Below are 14,543 nucleotides of genomic sequence, written 5' to 3' on the forward strand. Positions count from 1 at the left end.
GGGGTATTCAATTCTGAATATCTGTTGTCAATGGTTGTCTAATTGTGAAGTCAATCTTGACTTCCGATAATCCCCGGCATGGACGAGCGAAGAAACTTTGTCCGGCTGCTGGGAGGCGGTGTGGTGTTGGCCGCGGGCGCCGCGGCACTGGCCACCTGGTGGCTGCACGACGACATGCCGGCCGCGGCCCTCGAGATCTGGAACGGTCCGGGCGACGAGCCCGACGTGCGCCGGCGCGCGCTCGCCTATGCGGTGACCGCGCCCTCGGCCTACAACCGCCAGCCCTGGCGCGTCGACCTGCGCGAGCCCGATGCGATCGTCCTGTACTGCGACCGCGAGCGCCTGCTGCCCGAGACCGACCCCTTCGGCCGCCAGGTGGTGATCGGCCAGGGCGCCTTCCTCGAGCTGCTGGTGATGGCGCTGGCCCAGCAGGGCGTGGCGGCCAGCGTGCAGCTGTGGCCGCAGGGCGAACTGCCCGCCGACCCGCGGCAGTGGGGCCACCTGCCGGTGGCGCGGCTGCGGCTCGCGGGCGGCGGCACGCCCGATCCGCTGTTCTCCCAGGTGCTGCGCCGGCGCACGCCGAAGCAGCGCTTCGACACCGCGCGCCCGGTCTCGGCCGAGCTGCTGCAGGGCGTGACCGCGGCGGTGCCCAACGGCGGCTCGCTGCGCGCCGACGGCACGGTCGAGATGGCGCGCGTGCTGCCGCTGCGCCGCGTCTGCCTGGCCGCGGCACGGGTGGAGATCACCACGCCCAATACCGCGCGCGAGAACCTGCGGCTGCTGCGCGTGGGGCCCGAGGAGATCCTCGCGCACCGCGACGGTTTCTCGCTCAACGATCCCGCGCTGCGCGTGGCCGTGGCGCTGGGCCGCTTCGACCGCGAGGTGCCGGCGCGCGAGGGCAGCCGCGCCTTCGAGCGCACGCTGGCGCTGTATGCCGACCAGGCCAGCACGGCCATGGGTTTCACCTGGATCAGCACCGCGGGCAACAGCCGCACCGACCAGCTCAACGCCGGCCGCGCCTACCTGCGCCAGCAGCTGCGCGCCACCGACCTCGGGCTGGGCATGCACCCGATGAGCCAGCCGCTCGAGGAGTTCGCGGAGATGGCTGCGCACCACGCGGCGGCGCACGAGATGCTGCTGGGCCTGCCGCCGCCGCGCGACGCGCGCAGCCGCACGCTGCAGCTGCTGTGCCGGATCGGCTATCCGATGGCGCTGGTGCCGCCCGCGCCGCGCCGGCCGCTGGGCGAGTTCGCGCTGGCCTGATCAGGCCGCGTTCGGGGCTTCGAGCAGCTGCACCAGCGTGTGCAGCGCATGCCGCACCGTGGCCGCGCGCACCGTGGCGCGGTCGCCGTCGAAGCGGCGCCGCTCGGTGCGCACCTGGCCGTCGACCGACCAGCCGAACCACACGGTGCCGACCGGCTTGTCGGGCGTGCCGCCGGTGGGGCCGGCGATGCCGGTGACCGCCACCGCGACGCGCGCCGGCGCCGAATGCGCGATCGCGCCCTGCGCCATCGCGCGCGCCACTGGCTCGCTGACCGCGCCGTGCGCCTCGACCAGCGCGGCGTCCACGCCCAGCAGCTCGGTCTTGGCCGCGTTGGAGTAGGTCACGAAGCCGCGCTCGAACCAGGCGCTGGAGCCCGCGAGCTCGGTGCAGGCGGCGCCGATCAGGCCGCCGGTGCAGCTCTCGGCGGTGGCCAGCAGCCAGCCCTTCTTCAGCAGCAGGGCGGCCAGGGCCTCCACCAGCTCGGGCGTGTCGAGGTCCTGCGATGAAGGGGGCGGGAAGGAGGATTCCATGGGTCGGGGTCTCACCAGGCGCGCCAGAGCGCGATCACCAGCAGCGAGCAGAAGGCCGCCACCAGGTCGTCGAGCATGATGCCGAAGCCGGCGTGCCACCAGCGCACCTGCGCGGCATCGCGCTGCTTGAACAGGCCGTCGGCCCAGGCCACGGGGCCCGGCTTGGCGGCATCGAAGAAGCGGAACAGGGCGAAGGCGACGATCTGCGCCCACAGGCCGGCCGGCGTCACCAGCCACAGCACGATCCAGAACGCGACCACCTCGTCCCACACCACCGCGCCGGGGTCGGCCAGGTTCATGTCGCGCGCCGTCAGCGTGCATGCCCACCAGCCCAGCGGCAGCGAGACCCCGATGATCCAGCCGATCGCGGCCGGCGACAGCCAGTGCTGCATCACCGAGAACGCAGCCCAGGCCCACAGCGTGCCCACGGTGCCGGGCGCGAAGCGCGACAGGCCGGAACCCAGGCCCAGCCCGACGAAGTGCGCCGGATGCGAGAACAGGAAGCGCGCGCTCGGGCGGCGGATGGAGGGTAGGGGTATGGCGCCGGAAGTGGGCATCGGACGGGCGGGATCGGAGACGGGAACGGCGGCGTGCATCAGCCGGGAGTGTCGCGCATCTTGCCGCAGCGGGTGCCGGCGGGGCGCGCGGCTCGCCGTCTTCGATTTTATTTATCAAAGCCATTGCTTGTTTAATTCGAGGTGGCGGCCTAGTATCCGGGCACCTTCAGATCCGGGCCCGGGCGCTGCGCCATCGGGCCGACGCTTCCACCATGGCCTCTTCCTCCTCTCCCGCCCTCGACCGTTCCCGCGCCGATCCGCCGGCCACCGCCGGCTGGGGCGAACTCTTCAGCGGCCGCAACGGCTGGCGCGCGCTCGCGCTGACCGGCGGCGTCGCGCTGCATGCGGTCAACGTCCACATCGTCACCACCGTGCTGCCCTCGGTGGTGCGCGAGATCGGCGGGCTCGACTGGTACGCCTGGAGCACCACGCTGTTCGTGCTCGGCTCGATCCTCGGCGCGGCGCTGTCGGTGCGCCTGCTCGCGGTGCTGGGCCCGCGCGGCGCCTGCCTCGCGGCGCTGGCGGTTTTCAGCGCCGGCTCCATCGGCTGCGCGCTCGCGCCGGCCATGCCGTGGATGCTGGCCGGCCGCACGGTGCAGGGCCTGGGCGGCGGGCTGCTGGCGGCGCTGAGCTACGGCCTGATCCAGCTGGTGTTCGCGCCGCGGCTGTGGCCGCGCGCGGTGGCGCTGGTGTCGGGCATGTGGGGCGTGGCCACGCTGTGCGGGCCGGCGGTGGGCGGGCTGTTCGCGCAGGGCGGCCACTGGCGCTGGGCCTTCTGGACCCTGCTGCCGGTGGCGGCCGCGCAGGCGCTGCTGGTGACGCTGCAGCTGCGCCCCGCGGCCGGCGTGCGCCACGAGCGCCCCGCCACCGCGCCGCGCATCGCGCTGCCGCAGATCGCGCTGCTGCTGGCCTCGGTGCTGGTGATCGCGGCCAGCGAGTTCGGCGCCTCGTTGCCGGTGCAGGCCGCGGGCGTCGCGCTGGGGCTGGCGCTCGGCATCGCCGCCACGCGCGTCGACCGCGCTTCGGCCGTGCGGCTGCTGCCCACGGGCGCCTACTCGATCGCCGCGCCGCTGGGCGCGATCTACGCCAGCGTGGCGCTGCTGCTGATCGGCACCACCACCGAGATCTTCGTGCCCTATTTCCTGCAGCTGCTGCACGGCCACACGCCGCTCGCGGCCGGCTACCTCACGGCCGCGATGGCCGGCGGCTGGAGCGTGGGCTCGCTGCTCTCGTCGGGGCGCAGCGGCGCCGGTGCCGACCGCATGCTGCGCGCCGGCCCGGTGGTCTGCACACTGGGCCTGGCGGCGCTGGCCGTGCTGCTGCCCGCGCCGGGGCATCTGCCCGCCGGGCTCGAGACGCTGGCCGTCGCGCTCGCGCTGGCGGCCGTGGGGCTTGGCGTGGGCATCGGCTGGCCGCACCTGCTGACGCGCGTGATGTCGCGCGCGCCGGCCGGCGAGGAAGGCCTGGCCTCGGCCTCGATCACCACGGTGCAGCTCTACGGCATGGCGGTCGGCGCCGCGGTCGCCGGGCTGGTGGCGAACGCGGCCGGGCTCACGCAGCCGGGCGGCGTCGAGGGCGCGCGCTCGGCGGCCGTGTGGCTGTTCGCGAGCTTCGCGATCGCGCCGGCGCTGGTGGTGCTGCTGGCGCGGCGCGTGGTGTCGGCCACGCGCGAGGCCTAGACGCTAGGCCAGCACCCCTTCCCACGGCAGCGCGCGCTTGGTCGCGCGCTCGCGCTGCGGCTCGCCGCGCAGCCGCGCCACCAGCTCGTACACGTCGGCCGGGATGTAGGCGCCGCGCCAGGCCACGTGCTGGTCGGCGCGGCACAGCACCAGCCGGTGCGCGTAGGCCGGCGGCACCACGGCGGCATCGATGTCGAGCACCGTGAGCGGCATGCGGTAGGTGTCGGCCGCGCGTTCCAGCGCGCGCACGTCGGCGCTGCGGTCGAAGCGCAGCAGCGTGTAGCCCGGGCCGAAGGCGTCGTACAGCGAGCGGCCGTCGGCCAGCCAGAAGTGCGGCGCGCGGCAGCCCGGCACGGTCGAGGCCGTGAAGGCGCCCATCGAATAGACCGGCGGCACGTGCTCGCCATCGGGCACGATGATCGGCGAGCCGGTGTAGAAGTAGCCGAAGTTCAGGCCCGCGCAGCAGAACTGCTGCACGTTGAGCTCGTAGGCCTCCTGCCCGATGTCGGCGCGCAGCGCATCGCCCTCGGGGCCCGGCGCCTCGATGTTCGGTGGCACCGCGCGGCGCGCGCGGATCATCTTCTGTGCATGGTCCATCGCGAACTGCGAGACCTGCTCGGTGATCGGCAGCCGCTCGGCCTCGTAGGCGTCGAGGATGCCCTCGTCGGCCCAGCCCTGCACGCAGGCCGCGAGCAGCCACGAGAGGTTGAGCGCATCGGCGATGCCGGCGTTCATGCCGTAGCCCGCGTAGGGCACCCACAGGTGGGCGGCGTCGCCCGCGAGGAACACGCGGTCGTTGCGGAAGCGGTCGGCCACCAGGCGGCGGCCCACCCAGTCCTCCTTGCTGAGGATCTCGTACTCGAAGTCGGGACCGACGCCGAGGATCTCGCGCAGCGAGCGGTCGCGGTCGACCGAATCGAACTCGGGCTCCTCGGCGTTGAGGTGGTTGTGCACCAGCCAGGTCTCGTGGCCGTCGATGGCGAACATGGTGCCGCAGCGGCGCGGGTTCATCGCGTAGTACGACCACGCGGGCTTGCCCGGGATCAGCGCGCGCAGGCCGGGCGCGCGGATGCAGGTCGACTGCACGCGCTGGATCACCGCCGTGCCCTCGAGCTTCGCGCCCATCTGCTTGCGCACCGCCGAGCTGCCGCCGTCGCAGCCCACCATGTAGCGCCCGCGCAGGCTGCGCGTCACGCCGCTGTCGAGGTCGGTGGCGATCGCCGTCACGCCCTCGGCGTCCTGCGTGAAGCCGCCGACCTGCGTGCGGTTGAGCAGGGTCACGCCCGGCAGCGCGGCCGTGTGGCGCAGCAGGATCGGCTCGAGGTAGATCTGGTTGATGCGATGCGGCGGCTCGGGCGTGGGCCACCAGGCATCGGGGCCCTCGGTCTCGGTGTAGCGGTCGCGCCGGCAGGGGATCGGGATGCGCGCGAGCTCGATGCCGGTCACGCTGGTGCGGAACACCACGTCGTTCGGATGGTCGGCCGGCAGGCCCGCGTCGCGCAGCTTCTGCGCCACGCCCAGGCGGCGGAACTGCTCCATGGTGCGCGACGCCACGTGGTTGCATTTCACGTTCGGCGGCTCGGCGAAGCCGCGCGTCTCGCAGACGATCGTGCTGACGCCGCGCGAGGCCAGGTCCATCGCGAGCGAGAGGCCCACCGGGCCGGCGCCGACGATCAGCACGTCGGCCTGGAGATCGAGGTCGTTCTTCATGCGCACGGGGTCTATTCGAGCTTGATGTTGGCGGTGCGGATCACCTGCGCCCACTTGCGGGTCTCCGCGCGGATGTAGGCATCGAAGGCCTCGCTCGACCCCGGCGCGGGTTCCACGCCGAGGTTGCGCATCGCGGCCTTGATCTGTTCGTCGCCGAGCGCCGCGTTGATCTCGGCATTGAGCCGCGCGACCACCGGCGCCGGCGTGGCCGCGGGCGCCACCACGCCGAACCAGCCGGTCGAGTCGTAGCCGGGCAGGCCGGCCTCGGCCACCGTCGGCACCTCGGGCAGCATCGGCAGCCGCGCGGGGCTGGTGACGGCGAAGGCGAGCAGCTTACCGGCCTTGATCTGCTGCAGCGCCGAGGGCAGGTCGACCACCGCGAGCGGCACCTGTCCCGCGAGCGCGTCGAGCGCGGCCGGACCCGAGCCGCGGTAGGGCACCTCGACCAGCTTGACCTCGGCCATCTGCGCGAACAGCGCGGCCGACAGGTGCATCGCCGTGCCGTTGCCGCCATGGCCGATCGACAGCCCGCCGGGCTGCGTCTTCGCGAGCGCGATCAGCTCGCGCTGGTTGCGCGCCGCGATCGAGGGATGGCCCACGATCACGAACGGGATCGCGGCCAGCATGCCCACGGGCTTGAAGTCCTTCAGCGGATCGAAGGGCATCTGCGCATAGAGGCTCGCGTTGGCCGCGAGCGCGCCCGCCGCGCCCACGCCCAGCGTGTAGCCGTCACCCGGTGCCTTGGCCACCAGCGTGAGCCCGACGTTGCCGCCCGCGCCGGGCCGGTTGTCGACCACCACCGGCTGGCCCAGCTTCTCGTTGAGCCGCGGCACCAGCATGCGCACCACCGCGTCGGCGCTGCCGCCGGGCGGGAAGGTCACGACCACGCGGATCGGCTTGTCGGGAAAGGCGCCCGCGGCGGGCGCCTGCGCGAAGGTGGGTCCGCCGGACAGCGCGGCGGCCGCGGCCAGCAGCAATTGCCTGCGCAGCGGTTGCGTCGCGCCGCGGGCGATCGTTGCGGTCATCGGTACTCCTTGAATGTTCATGTCTGTTCTGCGTCCGATTGAACGATGGGCGGATTCATTCGTAAATCAAGAAATTCAGAACCAAATATCATGTTTCCTGATGAAAGCGAACTTCAGTCCTACGATCCGCCAGCTGCGCGCCTTCCTCGCCGTCTACCAGTTGCGGCAGCTCAGCGCCGCGGCGCAGCGGCTGTTCGTCACGCAGTCGGCCGTGAGCATGCTGCTGCGCCAGCTCGAGGACGGATTGGGCACGCGGCTGTTCGACCGCACCACGCGCTCGCTCAAGCCGACGGCCGCCGCGCAGGAGATGCTGCCCGCGGCCGAACGCATCCTGCGCGACGTCGATGCGCTCGCGGCCGGCTTCCGCGACCTCGCCACGCTCGAGCGCGGCCGCGTCTCGATCGCGATCACGCCGACCCTGGCCTCCTTCCTGCTGCCCGAGGCGATCGGACTGTTCCAGCAGCAGCATCCCAAGGTGCGCGTGGTGGTCAGCGACTGCGCGCCCGACCAGTTCATCGCGCGCATCCTCGGCGAGCACGTGGACTTCGGCATCGGCACGCCCGAGCGGCCCGGCGCCGAGGTCGAGACGCAGCGCCTCTTGCGCGACCATCTCGCGCTGGTGTGCCGCAGCGACCATCCGCTGGCGCAGGCGCGCGTGGTGCGCTGGACCGACCTCGGCCGCCATCCGGTGATCACGGTGCGGCCCGGCTATGGCGTGCGCCCGTTGATCGACGGCACCGCCAGCGATGCGGGCGTGGCGCTCGAGGTCGCGCACGAGGTGTCCTTTCTCTCGACCGCGCTGTGGATGACCGCCTGCGGCATGGGGCCGTCGATCATGCCCTCGGCCTTCGCGCGCGCGGCGGGCGATCCCGCGCTGGTCATCAAGCTGCTGAGCGCGCCGCGCGTCTCGCGCGACATCTCGGTGGTCACCAAGCGCGGCCACACGCTGTCGGAGGCGGCGCGCCAGTTCCTCGACGTGCTCAAGCGCACGCTGTGAGGAGGACTGGCGTTCAGGCGAAGTGATCGAAGGAGCCGAAGCGCTGCGCCACCGGCGCGCCCGCGGCATCGACGAAGCGCAGGCCGCTCTCGGCATCGATGCGCCCGATGCGCGTGACCGGCGTCGCGCTGTCGCGGCCGGCCTGTTCGACCGCCGCGCGCGCCGAGGCCGGCGCGGTGAACACCAGCTCGTAGTCGTCGCCGCCCGAGATCGCCATCGCGCGCAGCGTGTCGCGTTCCAGGCCCGCGGCGGCCGCCGAGCCGTCGGCCACGGCCGCGATGCAGTGCATCGCCGCGTCGACGTCGAGCGTCGCGCCCACGCGGCTCGCGCGCAGGATGTGGCCGAGGTCGCCCGCGAGGCCGTCGCTCACGTCGGCCGCCGCGCTCGCGATGCCGCGCAACGCCTGGCCCAGCGCCACGCGCGGCGCGGGCTGCTCCATGCGGGCGCGCGTGCGCTCGAACAGCGGGCCCGGCAGCGACAGCGTGCCGCGGAAGTTCTCGAGCGCCAGCCGCGCATCGCCGAGCGTGCCGCTGGTCCACAGCTCGTCGCCCGCGCGCGCGCCCGAGCGCAGCAGCGCCGCGCCGGCCGGCACTTCGCCGAACACGGTGATGCAGATGTTGAGCGGGCCGCGCGTGGTGTCGCCGCCCACCAGCTCGCAGCCGTGCTCGTCGGCCAGCGCGAACAGGCCGCGCGAGAAGCCCTCGAGCCAGCCCTCGTCGACGCCCGGCAGCGCCAGCGCGAGCGTGAAGGCCAGCGGCTTCGCGCCGCAGGCCGCGAGATCGCTGAGGTTGACCGCCAGCGCCTTGTGGCCGAGCCGCGCCGGATCGACGGTCGAGAGGAAGTGCCGGCCCTCGACCAGCATGTCCGAGGAGACCGCGAGCTGCATGCCCGGCGCGGGCGCGAGCAGCGCGCAGTCGTCGCCCACGCCCAGCGGCGAGCGTATGGCGGGGCGCTGGAAGTAGCGCTGGATCAGGTCGAATTCACCCATGCGCCGAGCATAAGCGGGGAAAGGCATGCGCCGATGGCCGACACGCGGCGCCGCCGCGATGCATTAGATTGGCGGACTGTCCGAGGAGATCCGCCGAATGCCCGATACCCTGACCCTGTCCGCGACCGAACGCGTCGGCGAAGCCATGCGCCGCTCGCTCCCGCTGCTGCCCGGCGAGGCGCGCGGCACGGTCGAGGCGATGCTGCAGCCCGAGGCGCTGGCGATCGTCGCCGGCACGCTGGTGGTGTGGGCCGGCTCGCATTTCTTCGGCGTGGGCGAGGTGGTCGACATCATCCTGCTGGTGGTCGGCTTCGCGGCGCTCGGCATGTCGGTGTTCTCGGGCGCGGGCGAGCTGTCGGAATTCACCACCAAGGCCGTCAACGGCCGCACCAGCGCCGACCTCGACGAGGCGGCCGGCCACTTCGCGAAGGCCGTGATGCTGCTGGGGATCTCCGCGATCCAGGCGATGCTGCTGCGCGGCGCCGCCAAGCCCGTGGTCCAGCGCGGCATGCCGCGCGTCGAACCGCTGCCCGACGTGGGCACGCCGCCGCCGGCCGGCAACGGGCTGTCGCTGAGCCGGCCGCGCTCGCTGCCCGGCGGCGAACTCGGCGGCACCACCATGTACGGCGAGATCGCGGTCTCGCGCGCCCAGAGCCTCAGCGAGCAGAAGGTCACGCTGTTCCACGAGCTCGTGCACCGCTACTTCTCGCCGCGCACCGGCCCGCTGCGGCAGCTGCGCGCGCAGTTCCGCTGGAACGCCTATTCGAAGTCCTCGCTGCTGCGCTACCTCGAGGAGGCGATGGCCGAGGGCTATGGCCAGCTGCGGGTGCACGGCCTGTCGCAGGCGCTCGGCGCCTACCGTTTCCCGATCCAGTTCGGCTACGTCACGGTGTCGCAGATGCGCGCAGAGGGCATGGCCATCGGCACCATCTCGCTGGGCGGCACCCTGTTCTGGGTCGGCGTGAGCGACGGGCCGATGCCCACGCATCCCCGCATGCCGCAGGCGCTGCCGCCACTGCCCGCGCAGGCCCCGGCCCAACCGTCCTCGCCGCGGCTACAGCCCGCGCCCGCGCGATGATCGACGAAGCCACCGCCATCGGCGTCGCGCGCCGCATCGCGCTGCAGCAGGGCTGGGCCTTCGTGGAGCCGGTGCAGGCGCGGCTGCGCAAGCCCTGGTTCTTCTCGAAGCAGTCCGCGCGCTGGGAGATCGAGAGCAATGCCGTCGCCTTCGGCGCGCGCGCGCGCTTCGTGATCGATGCCGAGGACGGCACGGTGCTCGAGAAGGGCTACGTGCCGCGCTGAGGCGTCCGCTACGTCGCCCCGCGAAAGCGCAGCGACGCCTGCCGCACCACCTCGGCCAGCAGCCGCTCGCGCCCCTGGCGCTCGCGCAGCCAGCGCGCGTCGTTGCGGTTGGTCTCGACGCTGGTGCGCAGCTCGCCCAGCGCCTGCGTGGCGTTGAGCGCCTCGCTGTGCCATTCGAGCTGGGTCATGGTCATCAGGATGTGGTCGCGCAGCGGCATGTGCTGGCCACTGGCCGGGTCGACGTAGACCGCGTCGAGGCCGAAGCGGCAGGCCTGGAAGCGGTTGTAGGTGTAGACCAGGTAGTCGTCCTCGCTGGGCTCGAAGGGCTGCTCCTGCAGGAACCAGGCGGCCAGCGACTGCACGTAGCCCGCGAGCGCGGCGGCGCGCGCCACGGTCAGCGGGGTGTCGAAGACGCGGATCTCGATGGTGCCGAACTCGGGCTTGGGCCGGATGTCCCAGTAGAAGTCCTTCATGCTGCGCACGACGCCGGTGCGGGTCATGCGCTCGAAGTAGGCCTCGAATTCCTTCCAGCTCGTGGTGAAGGGCGCGCGGCCCGAGAGCGGGAACGCGAACACCGAGTTCAGCCGCGCCGAGTCGAACTGCGTGTCCTGCCCCTGCACGAAGGGCGAGGAGGCCGACAGCGCGATGAAGTGCGGGATGTAGCGCGACATGCGGTGCAACATCAGGAGCGCCGAGTCGGCATCGGGGCAGCCGATGTGCACGTGCTGGCCGAAGATGGTGAACTGCTTGCTCAGGTAGCCGTAGAGCTCCGACAGCTCGCGAAAGCGCGGCTTGTCGTAGATGCGCCGCTCGTGCCATTGCTGGAACGCATGCGTGCCGCCGCCGACCACCGCGATGTTGAGCTTGTCGGCGTTCTTGATCAGCGCGTCGCGGATCGGCGTGAGCTGCGCGATCACGTCCTGTGCCGAATGGCAGATGCCGGTCGAGATCTCGATCATGCTCGAGGTCATCTCGGGCACCACGCTGCCGGGCAGCGGCGTCTGCGCCATCAGCCGCAGCATGTCTTCCGCATACGGCGCGAGGTCGTAGTCGTGCGTGTTCACGAGCTGCAGCTCAAGCTCGACGCCGAGCGACAGCGCCTCCGACTTGTTGAAGGGCTCGAGCTTGACGGCGCGGCTCGCGGGATCGGCCGGCAGCGGGGCCGAGCGCACGTCGTCGCTGTCCGGGTCGATCGCGGGGCTCGGGGGAGTGGTCGTATTGCTGCTCATCGCTGCGTGTCCTCGGCGGTGCTGCTGAAGGCCTCGGGCGCCCAGGGCACCGAGCTCTCGCCGACCGCATGGATCGCGACCGTGGCGAGCACTGCGCCCAGCAGTTCCATCAGCAGGATCGAGGGCAGCGCGACCTGGGTGATCATGGTGCCGAGCAGCGGCGAGGCGGTGGCGAAATTGGAGGCGATCAGGAGCGCGATCGAGGACAGCGGCGACATCGCGCAGCCGACCCAGAAGGCCTGCTTCCAGCTCGCGCCGCTGCCGGGGTTGGCGATCGCCACGCCGGCGATCTTGGCGACCATGCGCACGGCGATCAGCGCCAGCACCACGCTGGCCACGGGCAGTGTCCAGTCGGCCTGCGCCGCGACGATCGACACCAGCACGAACATCAGCATGGTGAGCAGCGAGGACGCGGTGCCGAGCTGGCGCTGCCAGGCCCAGGGCTTGGGGTTCAAGGTCTTGAGCAGCACGCCGCCGATCAGCGCGGCCAGCGGCGCGGAGCCGCCGATGTGCGCGGTGACGGCGGCGCCGGCCGCGATCAGCGCCAGCAGCAGCAGCGAGGTGTTCTCGCTGGTCGGGCTCATCACGCGCAGCGCGGTGCGCAGCGCCAGCGCCATCAGCGCGCCGACCACGAAGGACAGGCCCAGCACCACCGCGATCGGATAGAGCTTCTGCAGCACGGTCTGCGGCGCGCGCTCGATCAGGCCGGCCTGCGCATAGCCGAGCGCGAGCGCGTAGAAGGTGTTGAGCGTGGCCAGCGTCATCGCGCGCTCGGTCACCGGGCCGGCGGCGCGGGTGTCGATGATCACGCGGCTCAGCACCGCGGGCGAGGCGACGATCGCCATCAGCGCGAGCGGGTTGGCCACCGGGTCGGGCAGGCCCAGCAGGCGCAGCACCCAGAACACGCCGAAGTAGGTCAGCGTGGCTTCGAGCAGGCTCTGCACCAGCACCATCGGGTTGTGGCGGAACCAGCGCAGCGGCAGCCGGCCGCCGGCCTCGAACAGCACCACGGCCACGCCGAGCTCGAGCAGGAACAGGCTGATGCCGCGCAGCGGCCAGATCGCGCCCTCGAAGCCGGCGAAGCCGACGATGGTGCCCACGATCGAATAGCCGACCACCTTGGGCATGCCCATGTAGCGGCGCACCAGGTGGCCGGAGGCCGCGGCCGCGGCCAGCAGCAGCGACCACAGCACGGTGGGAAGGCCGGCCGACGGGCGGGCCCATTCGGACCAGAAGCCCATCAGGTCGGCGGTGAGACTCGTCAGATTCATGCGGGTAGGAAGAAGCTCATGGGCCGGCTGCGCCAGCGCGCCCGCAGCGCGCCGCGGATGCGGGCGCGGTCGGCGAGGCTCACGCTGTGCGCGCGCAGCGCCAGGCGGAATGCGAAATAGAAGCTCACGCTCACATTGAGCGCACCGATCACCGGGATCGCCGCCACCGCCCACCACAGCAGCGGCTGCTGCAGCACCGGCAGGCCGAGCGACACCACGGCCGCGCCGATCTGGCCGGCCGACAGCGTCACGTGCCGCACGTCGAGGCCGAGCCCGAAGAAGCCCGCGACCGCTGGCAGCAGTCCGAGCATCAGGCCCAGCGAAATGTTGGCGGCGAAACCGGAGATGTGGGTGCGCATGAAGTCGGCCCATCGACGGGCCCGGGCGGCGCCCAGGACGGCGCCGATGCGGGGGTTGTACCGCATGGCGGAGTCCAGCCGATGCAGGACAAAGGCGTTTTCTGCCCAGCCCGCGATCAGGCTGGAGGCGAACAGCAGCACGCCGGTGAAGGCCGCGAACAGCGCCGTGGGGCCCGCGAGCGACAGCGACTGCAGCACGGCGGCCGCATGCGCGGCATCGAGCAGCGGCTGGTGCAGCGCGAGCCGCCAGGCGATGGCGAGCGCGGCCACCGCCGGCACCACCACCAGCACGTTGCCCAGCACCGCCGCCACCTGCGAGCGCACCAGGTTGGCGACCTCGTCGACGAATTCGTCGAGGCCGCTGTCGGCGCGGATCTCGCGCAGCCGCGCGGCCAGCGCCGGCGCCGTCATGGCCGGCTGCTTGGTGGCGAGCGTGAGGTGCAGCAGCTGGATCGCGACGAAGCTGGCGGCGTACATCACGCCCGAGCCCAGGCCGCTCCAGAAGGCCGACAGGCCCAGCGCGTAGATGCCGAACTTCGCGAGCACCGTGAGCGAGGTCAGCGCGCCGCCGCCCGCGGCCTTGCGCACCATCTGCCGGTAGCTCGCGCGGTCGCGCGTGATGTAGTGCTCGCCGGTCTCGGCGCTGCGCTCGGTGACTTTGGCGGCGAGCATCGACGAGTTCGAGGCGATCAGCGCGCGGATGCTGTTGCGCTCGCTGCCGGCCTGCACCAGCCGGCCGACCAGCCGCGCGATGCTGACCGCGGGCGTGGGCGACATCAGGCCGTCGAGCAGCTCGCGGATGCGCAGCACCCGCTCGCGCATCTGCCGCACGCGGAACACCAGGCCGACCGAGATGCCGTTGTCTTCCAGGTGCGCGTAGACCGAGGCGGCGCTCGCGCGGCAGGCATCGAGCCGGTCGCGGAACGCGACGAAGGCCGCCTGCACCGCGGCCTCGTCGCGCGGGCGGTCGTCGAACAGCCGCTCGCGCAGTTCGTCGAGCTCGGCCATCAGCGCATGGAAGGGCCGGCTCTCCTCGGTGCTGCGCATGCGCAGCCGCAGTTCGGACGAGAAGCCCGCGGCCACCAGCTGGCTCGCGCAGTAGGTGATGGCATCCATCAGCGTGGCGCGCCAGCGCGGCACGGTGGCGCCGTCGTCGGCCGTTTCATCGGCCAGCAGCGCGCCGATGCGCACCAGCTGCGGCGCTTCGAGCAGCGCGATCCAGCGCGCATCGAAGTCGCCCGGCAGCACCATGCGGAACAGCTCCGAGGCATCGGTGGTCTCGGGCGTGCCCGGCAGGATCTTGCGGCGCAGCCGCTCGTTGAATTCGCTGAGGAAGGCGGTGCGCGGCGCGAAGCCGTAGTCGGCCAAGAGCGTCGACAGGTCGACGTCGCGCGTGAAGGCACGCCACCAGGCGCGCACGCGCTCGCGCAGCTCGGGTCGCGCCTCGATGGCGTCGAGCAGCAGCTGCACGCGGCCCATGGCCGCCTGCGGCGAGGCACGGTCGCCGCGCAGCCAGTCGAACAGGTCGATGAGCCAGATGTGGCGCCGAGCCACGTCGGCGGAAGGATCGAGGCCGGCGAGCAGCCCCTGCAGGTCGCGCGAAGCGGCAGCCATGGGAGGAGGGAATCGAAA

13 protein-coding genes are annotated in these 14,543 nt (G+C 72.4%); 5 read left to right on the top strand and 8 right to left on the bottom strand.

Annotation, left to right across the window (positions count from 1 at the left end; translation table 11 throughout):
* Window positions 1-78: 78 nt before the first annotated feature.
* Window positions 79-1,263, top strand: coding sequence for an Acg family FMN-binding oxidoreductase (locus BM109_RS29000; RefSeq protein ID WP_093350691.1), 1,185 nt, complete (start codon window positions 79-81; stop codon window positions 1,261-1,263).
* Here BM109_RS29000 and BM109_RS29005 read toward each other — a convergent pair whose 3' ends face one another.
* Both BM109_RS29005 and BM109_RS29010 read right to left on the bottom strand, forming a co-directional pair.
* A complete protein-coding gene (locus BM109_RS29005; RefSeq protein WP_093350694.1) occupies window positions 1,264-1,794 on the bottom strand; it encodes a CinA family protein in 531 nt (176 codons plus the stop codon).
* Window positions 1,795-1,805: 11 nt separating this feature from the next.
* Window positions 1,806-2,351 carry a phosphatidylglycerophosphatase A family protein gene (locus BM109_RS29010; protein WP_093350696.1) on the bottom strand — a complete coding sequence of 182 codons (546 nt, stop codon included), beginning with the start codon at window positions 2,349-2,351 and terminating at the stop codon, window positions 1,806-1,808.
* 212 nt (window positions 2,352-2,563) lie between these two features.
* Between BM109_RS29010 and BM109_RS29015 the strand changes: the two genes are divergently transcribed.
* Entirely contained in the window at window positions 2,564-4,030 is a 1,467-nt protein-coding gene (locus tag BM109_RS29015; protein WP_093350699.1) for an MFS transporter, read from the top strand.
* 3 nt (window positions 4,031-4,033) lie between these two features.
* On the opposite strand, the gene BM109_RS29020 is transcribed toward BM109_RS29015, so the two are convergent.
* A complete protein-coding gene (locus BM109_RS29020; protein WP_093350701.1) occupies window positions 4,034-5,740 on the bottom strand; it encodes an FAD-dependent oxidoreductase in 1,707 nt (568 codons plus the stop codon).
* Window positions 5,741-5,751: 11 nt separating this feature from the next.
* Window positions 5,752-6,765, bottom strand: coding sequence for a Bug family tripartite tricarboxylate transporter substrate binding protein (locus BM109_RS29025; RefSeq protein ID WP_093350704.1), 1,014 nt, complete (start codon window positions 6,763-6,765; stop codon window positions 5,752-5,754).
* 100 nt (window positions 6,766-6,865) lie between these two features.
* Between BM109_RS29025 and BM109_RS29030 the strand changes: the two genes are divergently transcribed.
* Window positions 6,866-7,762: a LysR family transcriptional regulator gene (locus BM109_RS29030; RefSeq protein WP_093350707.1), complete on the top strand. Its 897-nt coding sequence runs from the start codon at window positions 6,866-6,868 to the stop codon at window positions 7,760-7,762.
* 13 nt (window positions 7,763-7,775) lie between these two features.
* Here BM109_RS29030 and thiL read toward each other — a convergent pair whose 3' ends face one another.
* Window positions 7,776-8,750 (bottom strand): thiamine-phosphate kinase, encoded by a 975-nt coding sequence (gene thiL / locus BM109_RS29035; protein ID WP_093350709.1) that lies wholly within the window; start codon window positions 8,748-8,750, stop codon window positions 7,776-7,778.
* A gap of 97 nt (window positions 8,751-8,847) precedes the next feature.
* Here thiL and BM109_RS29040 point away from each other — a divergent pair, with 97 nt between their 5' ends.
* Window positions 8,848-9,828, top strand: coding sequence for a hypothetical protein (locus tag BM109_RS29040; protein ID WP_093350712.1), 981 nt, complete (start codon window positions 8,848-8,850; stop codon window positions 9,826-9,828).
* Window positions 9,825-10,052 (top strand): hypothetical protein, encoded by a 228-nt coding sequence (locus tag BM109_RS29045; RefSeq protein WP_093350714.1) that lies wholly within the window; start codon window positions 9,825-9,827, stop codon window positions 10,050-10,052. Before BM109_RS29040 ends, BM109_RS29045 begins: the two co-directional genes overlap by 4 nt.
* A gap of 8 nt (window positions 10,053-10,060) precedes the next feature.
* Here the strand turns inward: BM109_RS29045 and BM109_RS29050 are convergent, their stop codons facing one another.
* The 3 genes from BM109_RS29050 to BM109_RS29060 are packed head-to-tail and all read right to left on the bottom strand — an operon-like array spanning window position 10,061 to window position 14,525.
* Window positions 10,061-11,281: a YbdK family carboxylate-amine ligase gene (locus BM109_RS29050; RefSeq protein ID WP_256222844.1), complete on the bottom strand. Its 1,221-nt coding sequence runs from the start codon at window positions 11,279-11,281 to the stop codon at window positions 10,061-10,063.
* Window positions 11,278-12,552, bottom strand: a complete 1,275-nt coding sequence (locus BM109_RS29055; RefSeq protein ID WP_093350717.1) for a cation:proton antiporter — start codon at window positions 12,550-12,552, stop codon at window positions 11,278-11,280. Before BM109_RS29055 ends, BM109_RS29050 begins: the two co-directional genes overlap by 4 nt.
* Window positions 12,549-14,525 (bottom strand): site-specific recombinase, encoded by a 1,977-nt coding sequence (locus tag BM109_RS29060; RefSeq protein WP_093350719.1) that lies wholly within the window; start codon window positions 14,523-14,525, stop codon window positions 12,549-12,551. The genes BM109_RS29055 and BM109_RS29060 overlap by 4 nt, the downstream gene beginning before the upstream one ends.
* Window positions 14,526-14,543: the final 18 nt, after the last annotated feature.

The sequence above is a fragment of the Variovorax sp. PDC80 genome (assembly GCF_900115375.1).
Lineage (GTDB): Bacteria > Pseudomonadota > Gammaproteobacteria > Burkholderiales > Burkholderiaceae_C > Variovorax.